General features: G+C 70.8%; 15 protein-coding genes. 2 read left to right on the top strand and 13 right to left on the bottom strand.

The genetic code is table 11. The features are described 5' to 3' along the window. Nucleotides 1-11 precede the first annotated feature (11 nt). The 11 genes from FD678_RS08020 to FD678_RS07970 form a co-directional block, all read right to left on the bottom strand. Nucleotides 12-290 (bottom strand): hypothetical protein, encoded by a 279-nt coding sequence (locus FD678_RS08020; RefSeq protein ID WP_140721066.1) that lies wholly within the window; start codon nucleotides 288-290, stop codon nucleotides 12-14. Beyond that, nucleotides 253-1,398, bottom strand: coding sequence for a CgeB family protein (locus FD678_RS08015; protein WP_177497627.1), 1,146 nt, complete (start codon nucleotides 1,396-1,398; stop codon nucleotides 253-255). Before FD678_RS08015 ends, FD678_RS08020 begins: the two co-directional genes overlap by 38 nt. Further along, entirely contained in the window at nucleotides 1,398-2,492 is a 1,095-nt protein-coding gene (locus FD678_RS08010; protein ID WP_140721059.1) for a CgeB family protein, read from the bottom strand. The genes FD678_RS08015 and FD678_RS08010 overlap by 1 nt, the downstream gene beginning before the upstream one ends. Beyond that, a complete protein-coding gene (locus FD678_RS08005; RefSeq protein WP_140721056.1) occupies nucleotides 2,485-3,624 on the bottom strand; it encodes a CgeB family protein in 1,140 nt (379 codons plus the stop codon). Before FD678_RS08005 ends, FD678_RS08010 begins: the two co-directional genes overlap by 8 nt. Continuing rightward, the gene (locus FD678_RS08000) at nucleotides 3,621-4,763 is read right to left on the bottom strand and encodes a glycosyltransferase family 4 protein (protein WP_140721053.1); all 1,143 of its coding nucleotides are present in this window, start codon (nucleotides 4,761-4,763) and stop codon (nucleotides 3,621-3,623) included. Before FD678_RS08000 ends, FD678_RS08005 begins: the two co-directional genes overlap by 4 nt. Beyond that, complete coding sequence (locus tag FD678_RS07995) at nucleotides 4,753-5,766, bottom strand: Gfo/Idh/MocA family protein (RefSeq protein ID WP_140721049.1); 1,014 nt, start codon at nucleotides 5,764-5,766, stop codon at nucleotides 4,753-4,755. Before FD678_RS07995 ends, FD678_RS08000 begins: the two co-directional genes overlap by 11 nt. Then, nucleotides 5,763-6,722: an MDR/zinc-dependent alcohol dehydrogenase-like family protein gene (locus FD678_RS07990; protein ID WP_140721046.1), complete on the bottom strand. Its 960-nt coding sequence runs from the start codon at nucleotides 6,720-6,722 to the stop codon at nucleotides 5,763-5,765. The genes FD678_RS07995 and FD678_RS07990 overlap by 4 nt, the downstream gene beginning before the upstream one ends. Next, nucleotides 6,719-7,795, bottom strand: a complete 1,077-nt coding sequence (locus FD678_RS07985; protein ID WP_177497625.1) for an SDR family NAD(P)-dependent oxidoreductase — start codon at nucleotides 7,793-7,795, stop codon at nucleotides 6,719-6,721. The genes FD678_RS07990 and FD678_RS07985 overlap by 4 nt, the downstream gene beginning before the upstream one ends. Beyond that, nucleotides 7,792-8,946, bottom strand: coding sequence for an NAD-dependent epimerase/dehydratase family protein (locus FD678_RS07980; protein ID WP_140721043.1), 1,155 nt, complete (start codon nucleotides 8,944-8,946; stop codon nucleotides 7,792-7,794). Before FD678_RS07980 ends, FD678_RS07985 begins: the two co-directional genes overlap by 4 nt. Further along, nucleotides 8,933-9,967 (bottom strand): UDP-glucuronic acid decarboxylase family protein, encoded by a 1,035-nt coding sequence (locus FD678_RS07975; RefSeq protein WP_140721041.1) that lies wholly within the window; start codon nucleotides 9,965-9,967, stop codon nucleotides 8,933-8,935. Before FD678_RS07975 ends, FD678_RS07980 begins: the two co-directional genes overlap by 14 nt. Nucleotides 9,968-10,496: 529 nt before the next feature. Continuing rightward, the gene (locus FD678_RS07970; RefSeq protein ID WP_177497623.1) at nucleotides 10,497-11,105 is read right to left on the bottom strand and encodes a histidine phosphatase family protein; all 609 of its coding nucleotides are present in this window, start codon (nucleotides 11,103-11,105) and stop codon (nucleotides 10,497-10,499) included. A 61-nt stretch (nucleotides 11,106-11,166) separates the two neighbouring features. Here FD678_RS07970 and FD678_RS07965 point away from each other — a divergent pair, with 61 nt between their 5' ends. Continuing rightward, the gene (locus FD678_RS07965; protein WP_218569574.1) at nucleotides 11,167-12,240 is read left to right on the top strand and encodes a polysaccharide pyruvyl transferase family protein; all 1,074 of its coding nucleotides are present in this window, start codon (nucleotides 11,167-11,169) and stop codon (nucleotides 12,238-12,240) included. A 95-nt stretch (nucleotides 12,241-12,335) separates the two neighbouring features. After that, nucleotides 12,336-13,610, top strand: coding sequence for a Coenzyme F420 hydrogenase/dehydrogenase, beta subunit C-terminal domain (locus FD678_RS07960; protein WP_218569573.1), 1,275 nt, complete (start codon nucleotides 12,336-12,338; stop codon nucleotides 13,608-13,610). On the opposite strand, the gene FD678_RS07955 is transcribed toward FD678_RS07960, so the two are convergent. Continuing rightward, the gene (locus FD678_RS07955; RefSeq protein ID WP_140721033.1) at nucleotides 13,588-14,583 is read right to left on the bottom strand and encodes a glycosyltransferase family 9 protein; all 996 of its coding nucleotides are present in this window, start codon (nucleotides 14,581-14,583) and stop codon (nucleotides 13,588-13,590) included. The two genes, FD678_RS07960 and FD678_RS07955, sit on opposite strands and share 23 nt — an antisense overlap. A gap of 19 nt (nucleotides 14,584-14,602) precedes the next feature. Beyond that, entirely contained in the window at nucleotides 14,603-15,487 is an 885-nt protein-coding gene (locus tag FD678_RS07950; protein WP_140721030.1) for a glycosyl hydrolase, read from the bottom strand. Between the last annotated feature and the right edge of the window lie 3 nt (nucleotides 15,488-15,490).

Here is a 15,490-nt window from a genome sequence, read left to right as displayed (position 1 = left end):
GGGCCGCGCCTTCAATCGCGCTCGACCAGCTTGAAGAAGCGGCTCTCGCCGCCGTCGGCGGTCTTCTCCTGGTAGAGGAAGGCCAGCCCTTCTTCGTCGAACTTCTCGAAGAACTCGTCCCACTCGATCTCTTCGAGGTCCTCGTCGTCGCGGAACATGATCCGCAGCAGGCCGGCGTGCTCGCCGCGGTCGGCGGTGCCGCGCACGCTGGCCGGGCGGCCGCCGCGTTTCTCCGCCCACCGGCGGATCTCGTCATGGTTGGTGGTCTGCTTGGACGAATGCTTGCTCATGGGCGGTTCTCCTGGCGTGGTGCGGCCGCGCGGCCCGGGCCGCGGCGCGTTCGTGGTAGTCGTGCAACGCCTGGGCGCGATGGGCCGGCGTGTGTTCGGAGAGGAAACGCCGCCGCACGGCCTCGCCGATGCGCCTGCGGGCGTCCTCGGGCGTGTCGCGCAGCCACCGCAGCACCTGGTCGCCCGATTGCGCGACCAGGATCTCCTGGCCCGGGCGGAACAGCGAATCCAGCCCGGTCCAGGCATCGGACACGATGGCGGTGCCGCACGCGGCCGCTTCGAACAGGCGCACGCTGGGCGAGTGCCCCATCGCGACCATGTCGGCGCGGGTCACGTTGAGGGTGAAGCGTTGCCGGTTGTAGAACCGGCGGTGCGCGCTGGGCGGCAGGTGCTCGATCCGCTCGACGTTGCCTGGCCAGCGGAGCGTGTCCGGGTACTGCGGGCCGGCCACGACGAAGCGCCCCTGCGGCCAATCCCGCGCGGGCCCCGCCAGCAGGCGCTCCAGCACCGGCTGGCGGTCCTGGCTGTAGGTGCCCATGTAGCCCAGGTCGTAGTCGGCATCGACCGGCTCGGGGAAGTAGCGCTCCGGGTCGGCCGAGCAGTACAGCGGCACCGGCATGGGCGCCGCGTAGTGCCGCCGCAGCGTTTCCAGCGCCGGTCCGCCGGTGAACGACAGGTACAGGTCGTAGCCGGCGACCAGCTCGGGCGAGAGATAGTCGCAGGCGCGCCGCTGCAGCGCCGCCAGGGTGACCGGGGTATCGATGTCGTAGAAGGCCACCACGCCGCGGGCGGTTTCCTGTACCCACGCGCCCACGTCGATGCCTTGCGGCACGTACGATCCGACGATCACCAGGTCGGCCCCGGCGACGGCTTTGGCATGGCCATCGCGCAGCTCGTCCAGGTCGCGGTAGAGCGCCAGCCGCCCGGGAAGTTCGTCGCCCGCGTCCTGGTGCTGCGCGTACCAGGGCACGTCGCGCTCCAGGAACAGCACGCGGTCGCCGCGCGCCTCGAGCGCGCGCAGCAACGCGCGGTAGGTGGTCGCATGCCCGTTGCCCCAGGCCGAGCGCAGGCTGAGGCCGAGCACGACGATGTCGAGCGCGCCGCCCATCACGCGGCCACCCGCAGCTGCGCTTGCAGCAGCCGCTCGAGCTGCTCGGCGCGGTGCGCATAGGTGTGCTCGCGCAGCAGCCGCTCGCGGGCGCGCTCGCCGATCTGGCGCGACTGCGCCGGGCCGATCCTGCGCAGGTGCTCGACCACGTCCTCGGCGCCGTCGGCCACCAGTACCTCGCGGCCCGGCTCGAGGAACATCTCGATGCCCTCCCACCTGTCGGTGACCAGGCACGCGCTGGCGCCGGCCGCCTCGAACACCCGCGTCGGCGGCGAGAAGCCGAAGCGCGCCATGCTGTCGCGGTTGATGTTGAGCACCATGCGCGCGCTGCAGTTGAGCGCGTTGTGGTCGCGGGTCGAGACGTGCCCCAGGCGCTTCACGTTCCCTCCCAGGGGCACGTCGTCCCAGCCGCTGCCGCCGAGCAGGAAATCGAACTCCGGCGCCTGCCGCGCCGCCTCGAAGAAGAACCGGTGCACCCGCGCCTCCCGGTCGGGCAGGCGGTTGCCCAGGAACGCCAAGTCGGCGGCGAAGCGCGGCTCGCGCGTCACCGGATGGTGGGTGTGCGGGTCCAGCGCGTTGTAGACCGGCACGCACTGGCGCGCGCCGAGCCCGCGGTAGGCATCGATCACCCGCTGCCCGCCGCCATAGGTCAGCACCAGGTCGTAGCGCGGTATGTGCGCCCGCAGCGGATCGTCCGGATCGCCGAGCATCCGCTCCAGCGTCGCCGGCGCGTCCACGTCCCAGAACGCGACGCGCGTGGCCGGGGATCGCAGCGCGAGCACCTCGCGCTCCAGGAAGTCGTCGAACACGCCCACGCCGCTGGCCTTGACCACCAGGTCGGCGCCGCGCGCCCGCTCCAGGGAGCGCGCGGCCTCGGCCTCGTCGCTGCCCGGGTACACCACCACCTCCGCCCATGGTGGGTCGTCGATGTCGCGGTGCTGCTGCCGCTCGAACGCATCCGGCTCGAAGAACGTGACACGGTGGCCGCGCTCGTGGAGCGCGCGCACGATCCCGCGGTAGTACGTGGCCGCGCCGTTCCAGTACGAGGACACCAGGCTGGAACCGAAGAACGCGATGCGCAGGGGGCTAGGCATGGGTCAGACTCCGTGGCGTGGGAAGGGAGGCTCGTTCGCGTGCGGGCCCGTCCAGTTCGGACAGGATCGACTGCAGTTGCTCGACGCGATGAGCGCAGGTGTGGCGGCGCGCGATCGTGGCGAGGCCGTGCATGGCCAGTTCCGATGCCATGGCCGGGTCGTGCAGCAGGTCGTGCAGGTGGCGGCGCATCCGCGCGCCGTTCTCCGCGACCAGGTAATCGCGTCCCGGCGCGAACAGGCCTTCCGCGTCGGTCCACGGCGCGCTGACCAGCGGGATGCCGCAGGCCAGGGCCTCGAACACCCGGATGGTGGGAATGCCCGGCAGCAGCCGCACGTAGGGGCGGCGCGGCACGTGCACGGTCGCCTTGAAGCGCGCGAACGTCTCCGGCGCGCGGTAGTTGGGCAGCCATCCGCGGTAGGCGATGCCGGCGCCGGCCAGCATCGCCAGCGCCTCCGGCGGATAGCGGCTGCCATGGACGCAGGCGTCGAGCCCGAGTGCGCGCACGGGCTCCACCAGGAATTCGCGCAGCTCCTGCGAGCGCTCATCGTCGCCCCAGTTGCCGATCCACACCAGGTCGCCGGTACGGCCCCCGGGAGCGCGCAGCGGCTGGAACACGCGCACGTCGGCCGCCTCGTGCCAGGTCCATGCGCGCTCGCACCAGCCGTTGTCGAGGTAGCGCTGGCGGACCGCCTCGCCGAACGCGAGCACGCCGTCGTAGCGGTCCAGCCGGTAGCGCTGCATCTCCTGCGGCGCGCTCACGGAGCGGTGGTGCGTGTCGTGGAAGAAGACCCGGCACCCGGCCGGCGCATGGCGGCCGACCTCGGCGACCAGCGCCGGCTCGTTCCATTCGTGCACGATCGCCACGTCGGCGCCGTCGAGCGCCTGGTCCAGGTCGAGCGCGTGCATGTCGTAGCGATGACTGTGCAGTCCGGGGAAGCGTCGCCGCCATTCCTCCAGCGGCGCCTGGCCGTGCTCAGCGACCAGTTGCGTGACGCTCCAGGCGTCGCGCGGCTCGTACACCTCGACCTGGTGGCCGCGCGCTTGCAGCTCGGCGACGATGCCGCGCAGGAAATGCGCGTTGCCGTGGTTCCAGTCGGACACCAGCGAGTGGTAGAACAGGACGTACTTCATGCATGCGCTCCTGCGACGTCGGGAATCGCGGTCGCCCGCGCCGGCCTGGCGTGGCCGCAACGCAGGGCCGCGTAGGCACGGCGGTAGCGCGCGGCCATGGCCTCGGGGGTATAGCGGCGCGCCCGCGCGGACGCCTGCCGGGCCATGCGCGCGCGCAGCACGTCGTCGTCGATCAACCGCCGCAAGGCATCGCGCAGCGCATCTGGGTCGTCCGGCGGCACGAACAGGGCCGCGTCGGCCCAGATCTCGCGCAGGCTGGGGATGTCGCCGAGCACCAGCGCGCAGCCGCCCTGCGCCGCTTCCAGGGCGGACAGGCCGAACGGCTCGTAGCGGGCCGGCAAGGCGTAGACCGGGGCTTTCGCCATCCAGGCGCGCAACTGCGCTTCCGGCAGCCGTCCCAGCACCTGCCCGCCTTCGAACGCGGCATCGCCGCCATGCGGATGGCGCGCATCGCCGGCCAGCAGCACCGGCCACGGCAGGTCGCCGGCGACCGCGGCCAGGGCCCCCAGGTTCTTGGCCTGGTCCCACAGCCGCCCGGCGCCGAGCACGAACCGCGCCTTGGCGTACGAGGCCTGCGGCGGCGCGGTGCGGCCGTTGTGGATGACCTCGCACGAGACGGGTGCGCCGTAATGCCCGGCCAGCGCCTGCAGCATCGCCTGCGATGGCGCGACCACGTGGTCGGCGGAGTGCACGCACGCGGCCACGCGGTCGCGGTAGGCATCCCATTCGCGCGGCGCGGCCGTGCCATGCACGGCCTGCCACCAGGAACACACGCAGGAGTGCGCGGTCAGCAGTACCGGGGCCGGCCAGCCGCGCTCGGCCAGTGCCAGGTCGTTGAGGTGGATCACGTCGGGCGCGAAATCCCGCGCCAGCGCCTGCAGCCAGTCGGCCGCCGCGTCCAGGTCGCGCCATGGATCCTGCATCCACACCAGGCGATAAGGCCGCGCGTGCAGTTCCAGGCCGGGGATCGCCGCCGCTTCGGCGCGCTGCGAGGCATCCGGTTCGCGTCCCATGGCGGCCAGCAGCACGCGATCGCCCCGGCCTGCCAGTTGCCGCGCCAGCTCGATGGCGAACGGCCATACGCCACCGAGCGTGTCGGCGGTCATCAGCACGCGGCCATGGAAGCGCTCAGCGGCCATAGATGGCATCCACGGTCCTGGCCACCTGCAGCAGCCGCACGGCGGCGGGATCGAAGCGCCGGTCGTGGCGCAGGCGCCGCGCCCACTCCACCAGCGTGCGCCCGCCCCATGGGTCCGGTGGCGCGGCGAGGTTGGAGCGCGCGGTGCCGTCGAAGCGCTCCACGATGAAGTCGTAGAAGGATCCGCCCACGTTGCGCAGGGCGGCACCGGCGCGGGTGCCGTAGAACGATGCCTGGATCACCGCGTCGCGGCCCGCCGGCAAGCGCCACGAACAGGCCAGGCGCACGTGCGTGCCGTTGTCCAGCCGCCATTGCGCCATCGCATAGTCCTCGACCCGGTCGATCGGCGCGTCCAGCAGGCGCCCCTGCGCATAGAGCGCCGCGCTCATGTCCTCGTGCCCGCAGGCGCCGCAGATCCACTGCGCCAGGTCGACCAGGTGCGTGCCCAGGTCCATCACGCAGCCGCCGCCGGACTGGGCCAGTTCGTAGAACCAGGCCTTGTCTGGCCCGTAGGCGTTGTGGAAAACCAGGTCCACCGCGTAGATGTCGCCCAGCTCGCCGGCCTGCACCTGCCGGCGCAGTTCCGGCACGCCGGCGACCGCGCGATAGCTGAAATCGACGTCCAGGAGGCGATCGGCACGCCGCGCGGCCTCGATCACCTGCTCGGCCTCCGCGGCGGTGCGCGTCAGCGGCTTCTGGCAGAACACCGCCACTCCGCGTTCGAGCGCCGCGATGGCCTGCAGCGCATGGGCGCCGCTGGGGGTGGCGATCACCACGCCGTCCAGGTCGTCGTCTTCCAGCAACTCCGCGACGCTGCGGCAGCGACGGGCCTGCGGCGCATGCTCGGCGGCGCGCGCGAGCGATCCGGGATGCGGGTCGGCGATCGCGGCCACGCTGGCCTCGCCCGATTCGGCGAGCACCTGCATGCGCTGGCAGCCGATCCAGCCCACGCCGAGGAAACCCAGCCTCGGCCGCTCGGGCATCGCCTGCAAACGCGCGTTCATAGCGTCACCGTCGCTTTCATGAAGCCCTCGGGTCGTGCGGACATGGCCCGGAACGCATCGCCGAGGCGGTCCAGCGGATAGCGGTGCGTGAGCAGCGCGAACGGCTCGATGCGCCCGTCACGCAGCGCCCGCATCGCTTCGGCCAGGCCGCGCAGCGCCACGGCGCGGTCGCGCTCGTGCGCGTTGATCACGTCCAGGCCGCGCCAGTTCCACTGCTGCATGTCGACCTGCCGTGGCCCGTCCTGGTGGTAGCCGGCGATGACCAGGCGGCCGCCCTCGGCGCAGATCGCGCTGGCGATGTCGAGCGTCGCCTGTTCGCCGGCGGCCTCGATCACCCGGGCGCAGCCGCCGCGGCTGAGTTCGTTGACCGCGTTGATCGCGGCATGGCGGTCCTCGGTCGGCAAGGTCACGTCCGCTCCGCAGGCGCGCGCCACGTCCAGCGCGAACGGGCGCCTGGACAGCGCGATGACCTTGGCCCCGGCCCGGCTCGCGAGCTGGATCAGCAGCGCGCCGATGAAGCCCACGCCGACTACCGCCACGGTGTGCTCCGGGCGTATGTCGCTGCGTCGCCAGATGTTCATCGCGCAGGCCAGGGGCTCGCCCGGCAATGGCTGGCCGTCGAATCCTTCCGGCAGGCGTACCAGCGCATCGGCTTGCGCGACGTCGTACTCGGCATAGGCATTGCCGGACAGCAGCGCGACCCGCTCGCCGCGCCGCCAGCCGTCGACGCCATCGCCGACCTCGTCGATCTCGCCCCAGCCTTCGTGGCCCGGCGCGCCCGGTTCCAGCGGGTACTGGAACCAGGGACGGCCCGACCACACCGGCAGGTTGGACGCGCATACGCCGCAGCCATGCAGTCGCACGCGTACCTGTCCGGCCGCGGGTAGCGGACGCGCCGTGCGCGCCACTTGCACGCGTTCGCTGCCTTCCAGCACTGCCGCAAGCATGCCGCTCATGCCGCGTGCGTCCTGGTCGCCGGCGCCCGCGGCACCGATACCGTGCCCGCGAGCCAATCGTGCAGGCGGGCCACGCCTTCCCGCGCCGCGACGCAGGGCCGCCAGCCGGTCGCGTGACCGAACGCGCGCGCGTCCGATACGTAGTAGCGCTGGTCCCCTACCCGCCAGGGGCCGTACTTGACCTGCGGCGGCCGGCCATCGAGCGCCTCGATCAACGCCAGCAGCTCCAGCAGGCTGAGCGTGTTCGCCGGCCCGCCGCCCATGTTGAACGCGCGCCCGGCCAGTTCCGGCATCTGTTCCTGGGCGCGCAGCAGGGCCTGCACGAGGTCGTCCACGTACAGCACGTCGCGGACCTGGCGCCCGTCGCCGTAGATCGTGATCGCCTCGCCGCGCAACGCCCGGATCAGGAAGTGAGCCACCCAGCCCTGGTCCTCGGTGCCGCACTGGTGCGGGCCGTAGATGCAGCTCATCCGGAACAGGGCCGCCGGCAGGCCGAAGCTGCGCGCGTAGTCGAGCACGTACTGGTCGGCACCGCCCTTGGAGCAGCCGTAGGGGCTGTGGAAACACAGCGCACGCCACTCGCCGATGCCGCGCTCGCGCAGCTCCGCTTCGCGCGGCTGGTAGCGATCGCCCTCGATCTCCATCGCGATATCGTCCAGGGCGCCGTAGACCTTGTTGGTGGAGGTGAACAGCAGCGAGGGCGGATCGTCGAGCGCGCGCATCGCCTCGAGCACGTTGAGCGTGCCGCCCAGGTTGATGTCGAAGTCCTCGCGCGGGTCCGCCAGGCTCGACGTCACCGCGACCTGCGCCGCCAGGTGGAACACCTGCCCCGCCTGCGCGACCGCGGCGCGCACGCGCTCGCGGTCGCGGACGTCGGCGACCTCCACCTGCAGCCGCTCGCCGTGGCGCGCGCGCAGCCATTGCAGGTTGCGCTCCACGCCGGCGCGCGACAGGTTGTCGTAGACCAGCACGCGGCGGCCCTGCTCCAGCAGCCGGTTCGCCAGGTTCGTGCCGATGAACCCCGCCCCGCCGGTGATCAGCACCGGCCGCATCGTCCCGGTGGCCTGCGTCATAGCTGCAACCCCCGGCGTGCGAGTTCTTCCACCGCCGCGTCGATGCGATCGACCGCGGTCTGTTCCCTGATCCAGGCCACGAGCTCCGTCATGCCTTCCTCCAGCGTCACCTGCGGGCGGTACCCGAGCAGTTCGCGCGCCAGCGCGATGTCGGCGAAGCAATGGCGGATGTCGCCGGCGCGGAAGTTGCCGGTGATGTCCGGCGGCAGGTCGTCGATGTCCAATGCCTCGGCCATCGCCGCGGCGATCGCGACGATGCTGATGGCCTGGCCGCTGCCGATGTTGATGGCCCGGCCGGCCGCCTCCGGGGTTTCCAAGGCCAGTCGGCAGGCGCGCGCGACGTCGCGCACGTGCACGAAATCGCGCCGCTGCCGGCCGTCCTCGAAGATCCTCGGCGGCTTGCGGTTGAGATAGCGCGAGGCGAAGATCGCCAGCACGCCGGTATACGGGTTGGACAGCGCTTGGCGCGTGCCGTAGATGTTGAAGAAGCGCAGCGCCGTGGTGGCGATCCCGTAGGCCTGGCCGACGATCAGGCACAGCTTCTCCTGGTCGAGCTTGGACAAGGCATACACCGACGTGGGCATCGGCGTCTTGCCCTCGTGGGTCGGCACCGGCGCAAGCGGGCTGCCGTCCTGCAGCAGTTCCCATTGCCCCCGCCTGAGCGCATCGAGGCTGCGCTCGGGCGGCGCGACCTCGTTGCCCGCGGCGTCGACGTACAGCCCTTCGCCGTAGATGCTCATGCTGGAGGCGACCACCAGGCGCTCCACCGGCGAGGAGGACAGGGCCTCCAGCAACACCGCGGTACCGCGGTTGTTGACGTCGGTGTAGTGCGCGATCTCGTACATGCTCTGGCCCACGCCGACCGCCGCGGCGAGGTGGAACACCTTGGATACGCCCTCCAGCGCGGCGCGGACCGCCTCCGGATCGCGCACGTCGCCCTGTATCAGCTCGACGTCTTCTGCCAGGTAGTCGGGGCGTGCCCGCTGTTCGCCATGGACCTGCTCGACCAGCGCATCGAGCACGCGCACCTGGTAGCCGTGCGCCAGCAGTTCGTCGGCCAGGTGCGAGCCGACGAAGCCGGCGCCGCCGGTGATCAGCACCCGGCCCTTGCCGGACGAGCCGCCATTGCCGCGTGTGTCATGCGCAACCACGATGGACCTCCATGACCGGCATGGGCGCGGGATGCAGGCGCGCGCGCTGGGGTTGTTCCTGGCTCCGGAACCACTCGATCGTGCGGCGCAGCCCCTGCTCCAGCGGCACCCTCGGTTCCCAGTCCAGCTGCCGCCGCGCCAGCGCGATGTCCGGGCAGCGGCGGGTGGGATCGTCGATCGGCATCGGCAGGCGCCTGAGCGGCGAGGCCGAGCCGGTCATGGCCCGGATGCGTTCGGCCAGCTCCAGCACGGTGATTTCCTCCGGGTTGCCGAGGTTCACCGGGCCGGTGAACGCCTCCGGCGCGCCCATCAAGCGCACGATGCCCTCGACCAGGTCGTCGACGTAGCAGAACGAGCGCGTCTGGCTGCCGTCGCCATGCAGCGTCATCGGTTCTCCCCTGATCGCCTGCACGATCAGGTTGGAGACCACCCGGCCGTCGTCCTCGCGCATGTAGGGCCCGTAGGTGTTGAAGATGCGCGCGACCTTGATGTCCACGCCATAGAGGCGGTGGTAGTCGAAGAACAGGGTTTCCGCGCAGCGTTTCCCCTCGTCGTAGCAGGCGCGCGGCCCGATCGAGTTGACCGCGCCGCGGTAGCCTTCCTGCTGCGGATGCGTTTCCGGCTCGCCGTACACCTCGCTGGTGGAGGCCTGGAAGATCCGCGCCCCGTTGCGCTTGGCCAGTTCCAGCAGGTTGAGCGAGCCCTCCAGGCACGTCTGCAAGGTGTGCACCGGCCGGGCCTGGTAATGCACGGGCGAAGCGCAGCAGGCCAGGTTGAAGATCACGTCGGCGGTCGGGTCGTCGTACGGCTTGGTCACGTCGTGCCGCACGAACCTCACCGCGTCGTGATCGACAAGATCGCCGAGGTTGCCGAGGCGGCCCGTCACCAGGCTGTCCAGCACCGTGACCCGGAAGCCTTCGGCCAGCAGCCTCCGGCAAAGATGGGCACCGATGAAGCCGGCACCGCCGGCGACGAGTGCGTGTTTACGCTTCAGCTGTTTTGACCGTGCTACGCCATCCATACTCGTTCCTTTTCGGATAACCTGCCGCGCCACGTTGTCGGCCCGCGTTCCCGTACGCGACGGGGACGGGCCCGGACCTGGCGATGGACCGGACAGGCGGTTTGAGTTGCGCGTCACCCGCGGCGGAAACGTCGTCGCTTTCCGGGCGGGACCGTTGGCAGGAGTCGCGATGCGGTCGCTAGGCCGGCATCGACATCGCGCCATGATGTTTCCACTGGACCGGCCGGCGCGACCGTAGGTCTGCGTGATCGACGCTGCCGGCGGCATCGTGGAGAAAGGCACTCGACCATCGTTTGCGCTGCGGCCACCTCCTCGCTGCGAAGAAGCGGACCCCATCCGACGCCACGGAATGCATGTCGATGCGCAAGAAGAACGGTCCGCTTCAGGTTCGGGGCCAGTCTCAGCTTTGATGCTTTAAAGCTTTGAGAAGAAACACCTGGAAACGGCTACGCATGCTTCACAGCCAAGCTCGCTGGGTTTCACGCGAACGTGCCGGCGGGGCGCGGAGCTCGCGCGGGATGGAGGCAACTCACGCGAAATCGCCTGCACTTCCCGTGTCGTTGATGCAAACGATGCGGATCCACATGTCGTCCACATCCACCACGCTGAGCGAAGCCGGGCTGATCTCGATCCGATGGAAAAGATCCAGCGGGATGCCGGCGTAGTGCGCCACCGCGGCGCGGATCATGTCGCCATGGCTGACGACGGCGATGGTCTGCTGCGGATGCAGCCTGCGCAGGCGGTCGAGCCCGACCACCATCCGCGCCTGCGCCTGCAGCATGTATTCGCCCGCGCGCGCCGCCGCGCAGCTGCGTTGCCCGTTGAAGATCCGGAATGCCTCGTCGTCGGCCAACGCCTGCAGGCTCAGGCCCGTCCATTCGCCGTAGTCGATTTCCAGCAACTCTTCACAAGGCACGATCCTGTGCCCTCGTAGAGTGGCGATGGCTTCGGCGGTCTGCATCGCCCGCTCCAGCGGGCTCGCATAGATCGCCGCGATGGAGAGTTGCCCGAGCCTCGCGGCCAATGCACGGGCCTGCCGGCGGCCGAGATCGTTCAGGCCTACGCCCGGCAGTCGCCCGGCCAGGCTATGGCCGTTCGCATCGGTTTGCGCATGACGGATCAACAGCAGCCGGGTCATCGTGGCGACCTCGCCGGTAATCGCGGGGTTGCCAGCATCGTCATCCCGCTTGGACGGAATCGTGAAGATCGGCGTTCTGACGTTCCACCGTTGCATCAACTACGGCAGCTACTGGCAAGCGAAATGCCTGGCCGACGGGCTGCGCTCGCTCGGCCATCGCGCCGTCATCCTCGACCACGCATCGCGCAAGGTGGACATCGCCGAGTGGAGATGCGCGCTGCGCCCGACCCTGCCGCAGCCGACGCTGCGCGAGGACCATGGCCGCTACCGGCGCAAGATCCGCCGCTTCTTCGAAGCCTTCGAAGAGCTTCCCCTGTCGCCGCGCTTTCCCCTGGACGAGCCCGGGCGCATGCCGGCATGCGATACGGTGGTCGTCGGCAGCGACGAAGTATGGAACCTGTCGCATCCCTGGTACGGCGCCTTCCCCGCCTTCTACGGCGAAGGCCTCCGGGCGCGGCACCTGGTCTCGTACGCGGCCAGCTTCGGCCATTACGATGCGCGGCTCGGCCTGGACCAGGAGAGAGCGCAGTCCCTGCGCCGCTTCCGGCACATCGCCGTCCGCGATGCCGCATCGCGCGACCTGGTCGAGAACGCGACCGGCCACAGGCCCGAACTCGTGCTGGACCCTTGCCTCGCGTTCCCGCCCGCGCCATCGGTGCCCGTGCCCTTGGACGAACCCTATGTCGCCGTGTACGGCCACAACTTCTCGCCCCGCTTCGCCGATGCCGTGGCGTGCTGGGCCAGGCGCCGCGGGCTGAGGACGGTCAGCATCGGCTATCGCAATGCCTGGGCCGACCGGCAGTGGATCGAGGCAGGCCCCCGCGAGTTCGCGGCGCTCGTCGCCGGTGCGCGATCGGTGGCGACGAACTTCTTCCATGGTTGCGTGTTCGCCCTCCGGTACGGCCGGCCATTCGTGTGCGAAGGCTCTTCCTACCGCAGCACCAAGCTGCGCTCCCTGATGGCCGACGCAGGCACCGGAGCGCACTTCGCCGGCCCGTCCACGCCGGATTCCACGTTCGAGCGGCTGCTCGAAGAACCGTTGCCCGACGCGGTCCAGGATCGCATCGGCGCGCTGCGCGCCCGCTCGCATCGCTACCTGCTCGCCGCGCTGCTCCCCGCCACCGCCGCCGCATGAAGGCGTTGCGGCCCGAGGCCATGGTCCGCGCCGGTCTCTGCATCGGTTGCGGCGCCTGCGTCGCGCAAAGCGGCGTGCCCGGGGCCCGCATGCGCATGGACCGCGATGGCCTGCTGCGGCCCGCAGGTCCGCCTGGCTGGAGCGAGAATGCCGTGCCGCGCTTCGAGCGCACCTGCCCGTTCTCGCCCGCGGCCGACGACGAGGACCGCATCGCGGCGGAGCTGTTCCCGCACGCCGACCTGCACGATGCGACCACCGGCCGCTTCGCCGCCGCCTACGTCGGCCACGCCGGCGAGGGAGCGTTCCGGACCGAAGGCAGCTCGGGCGGCATGGCGACCTGGCTCGCTGCCCAGTTGCTGCGCGAGGGAATGATCGACGGCGTCGCGCACGTCCACGCGATCGAGGATCCCGGCCGCGACGGCCGCTTCTTCCGCTACCGCATCTCGCGCGACGAGGACGCGTTGAAGCGCGGCGCCCGGTCGCGCTACTACCCGGTCGAGATGTCCGAGGTGCTGCGCATCATCATGGACACCCCCGGACGCTATGCGGTGGTCGGCATCCCCTGCTTCATCAAGGCCGTGCAGCTGATGCGCCGCGAGCACCCGCTGCTGCGCGAGCGCATCCGCTTCACCCTGGGCCTGTTCTGCGGGCACATGAAGAGCGCGCGCTTCGTCGAGAGCCTGGCCTGGCAGATGGGCACGACCGGGCGGGAGGTCCGCGGCGTGGAGTTCCGCCGCAAGCTCCCGGACCGGCCGGCCAGCTGGTACAACGCGGCCCTGGCCCTGCACGATGGCCGCGTGCTCGACCGCGACTGGTGGCACCTGGCCGATGGCGACTGGGGCGCCGGCTTCTTCATGGACCCGGCCTGCAACTTCTGCGACGACGTGATGGCCGAGACCGCGGATGTCTCTTTCGGCGATGCCTGGGTGGAGCCGTACGCCTCGGACTGGCGCGGCAACAACGTGGTGCTTGTACGCTCTCCCGAGGTGGCGCGCATCGTCTCGCGCGCCATCGAGGACGGCCGGGTGAAGCTGGACCGGGTGGATGCCTCGTTCGTCGCGCAAACCCAGGCGGCCGGCTTGCGGCAACGGCGCGAGGGGCTGGCCTATCGGCTCGCGCGCCGGCGCGGCCTGCGGCCGCGCAAGCGGGTGGTTCCGGACAGGCGCGTACCCTCCGCGCAACGCCGGCTGGTCTATCGCATGCGTTGCGCCATCTCCGCAGGCAGCCATCGCGCGTTCCGCATCGCGCGCCGCCTGGGCATTCCCGCGTTCTACATCGGATGGGCGCGCGTCGCGGCGGCGACCTACCACGCCCTGGCCTACCACCGCGGCCGTCTGGGCGCCTGGATCAGGCGAGTGGGTTTGCGCTGAACCCGCCGGATCCGGATTTCCAGCGCGCGGCGCGATCGCCCAGCATCCGCCCGACACGGGCGACCACCCCGGCCCAATCGCCCGCCTTCGCTTGCCGCACCAGGCGCATCGTCGGATACCACGGGCTGTCCTGGCGGCCTTCCATCCAGCGCCAGTCCGGCTCGGTGGAAAGCAGCGTCCACACCGGCACTCCCAGGGCCCCGGCAAGGTGGGCCGGCATGGAATCGATGGTGACCAGCAGATCCATCGCGCGCACCGCGCGCGCGTAGTCCGTCATGCCGAACTCGCCGGGGAAGCGGCCGAACTCGCCGTTCCATCCCGCCTCCCGCGCGCCGGGCTGGAGGATGAACCAATCGACGTCCGGCAGCTCCGCCAACGGCATCAGGGTCGCGAACGGCATCGAGCGTGCCGGGTTCCAGTCTCCCGCCTTCCATACCAGCCCGACCGAGGGTCGATCCGCGCGGCGCGCCAGCGCCATGGGCTCCGCGCGCAGGTACGGGACCTCCGCCGGCACGGTCGCCGGCGTGGTTCGGAAGAAATGCGCCAGCTCCATGATCTCGATGTCCACGTCGTAGCCGGCGTCAGGGGCACCGTCGTGCAACGGCAACAACCGGTCGATCCCGGCCACGCCCCGCAGCAGCCCGAGCAGCGAGGGCTGCGCCCACACGATCACCTCGCGGGCGATCGCCTTGAGCGGCCGCATGTAGCGGATGAACTGCAAGGTGTCGCCCAGGCCGTGGTAGCACCGCACCAGCACGCGCCGGTTAGCCAGCGGCGCGCCGGTCCACACGTACTGCATGTGCCGCGGCCAGTGCGCGCAAGGCCGGCAAGCGCGCAGCGGGAGCTCGGCGTCGGTGATGGCCCAGGCCTGCTCCCATTCGCCGCGCCGCATGTGGCGCAGCCAGGCCTGCAGCGGATCCGTGCCGGGATCTCCGCAGGGAGGCTCGGCCGGGCGCGCATGCTGCAGGGCCATCGTGGACGTTCCGCGCCGGTCAGGCATAGCGCCGCAGCATTTCCACGCAGAAGTCGGCGAACTCCTGCATCTCCTGCGGCGGGCTGGTGTGGTGGGGACGTATCCCCCTGCTCTCGGGGGTGAAGCAGAAGGTGACGGTGAGCTCGAAAGGCTCCAGCGCCTTCATCATGCGATCGAACCACGCCAGCGCGTCCGGCCTGTGCCGGTCGGCCCAGCTCAGGCCGGTGCGCAGCCGGCGCACGCCCAACCGCTTGAGCCAATCCACGGCGGCATCCAGCCGATGATCCTCGAAGTGGAACCACTGGCAGATGCCCAGTTCCGGCGTGTACTGCGGGAACTGCCTCAGCGCGAGCTTGGGCGTGCCGTCCTCGCGCAGCAGCCCCATGTAGAAATGCCGGTAGTACGACGAGCCCTCCGCTTCGCGATGGCGCGTGGTCGCCTCCCACGCGCTGGGCAGGTCGTACAGGCTGTACCAGTGCACCCGCTCGACGCGGCCCAGCAGCAGCTCGGCGGTACGCCGCAGCCCGAAGTCCTGCACCTCCTCGGCGCCGAAGCTGGACACGCCGACCTCCGTCACCCAGACCGGCAGGTCGGTGACGGCCTCGATCTCGGCGATCTTGTCGCGCCAGGCGTGGATCGGCCACAGGTTCCAGTCCAGCGGGAACCCGTGCACCGCCACCACGTCCATGTCGTCGAGGGCGCCCAGTCCCTGCAGGTGGCGCACGAAACCCGGATCGATCGGCGAGATCCCGCCGAGCACCCGCCGTACCCGCGGGCACTCGGCCTTGGTCGCCTGCGCGGCGATCGCCACCATCCGGGCATACATCTTCCACTGGGGATCGACCTCCATGTCCCAGTGCGACTTGTTGTTGGCCTCGTTCCAGAAAGTGACGGCTTCGATCATGTC

The sequence above is a fragment of the Pseudomonas sp. Hp2 genome, from assembly GCF_006386585.1.
Classification (GTDB): domain Bacteria; phylum Pseudomonadota; class Gammaproteobacteria; order Xanthomonadales; family Xanthomonadaceae; genus Pseudomonas_S; species Pseudomonas_S boreopolis.
Note: the sequence above shows the minus strand (reverse complement) of the source record. Positions and strands in the feature narration are given on the sequence as shown.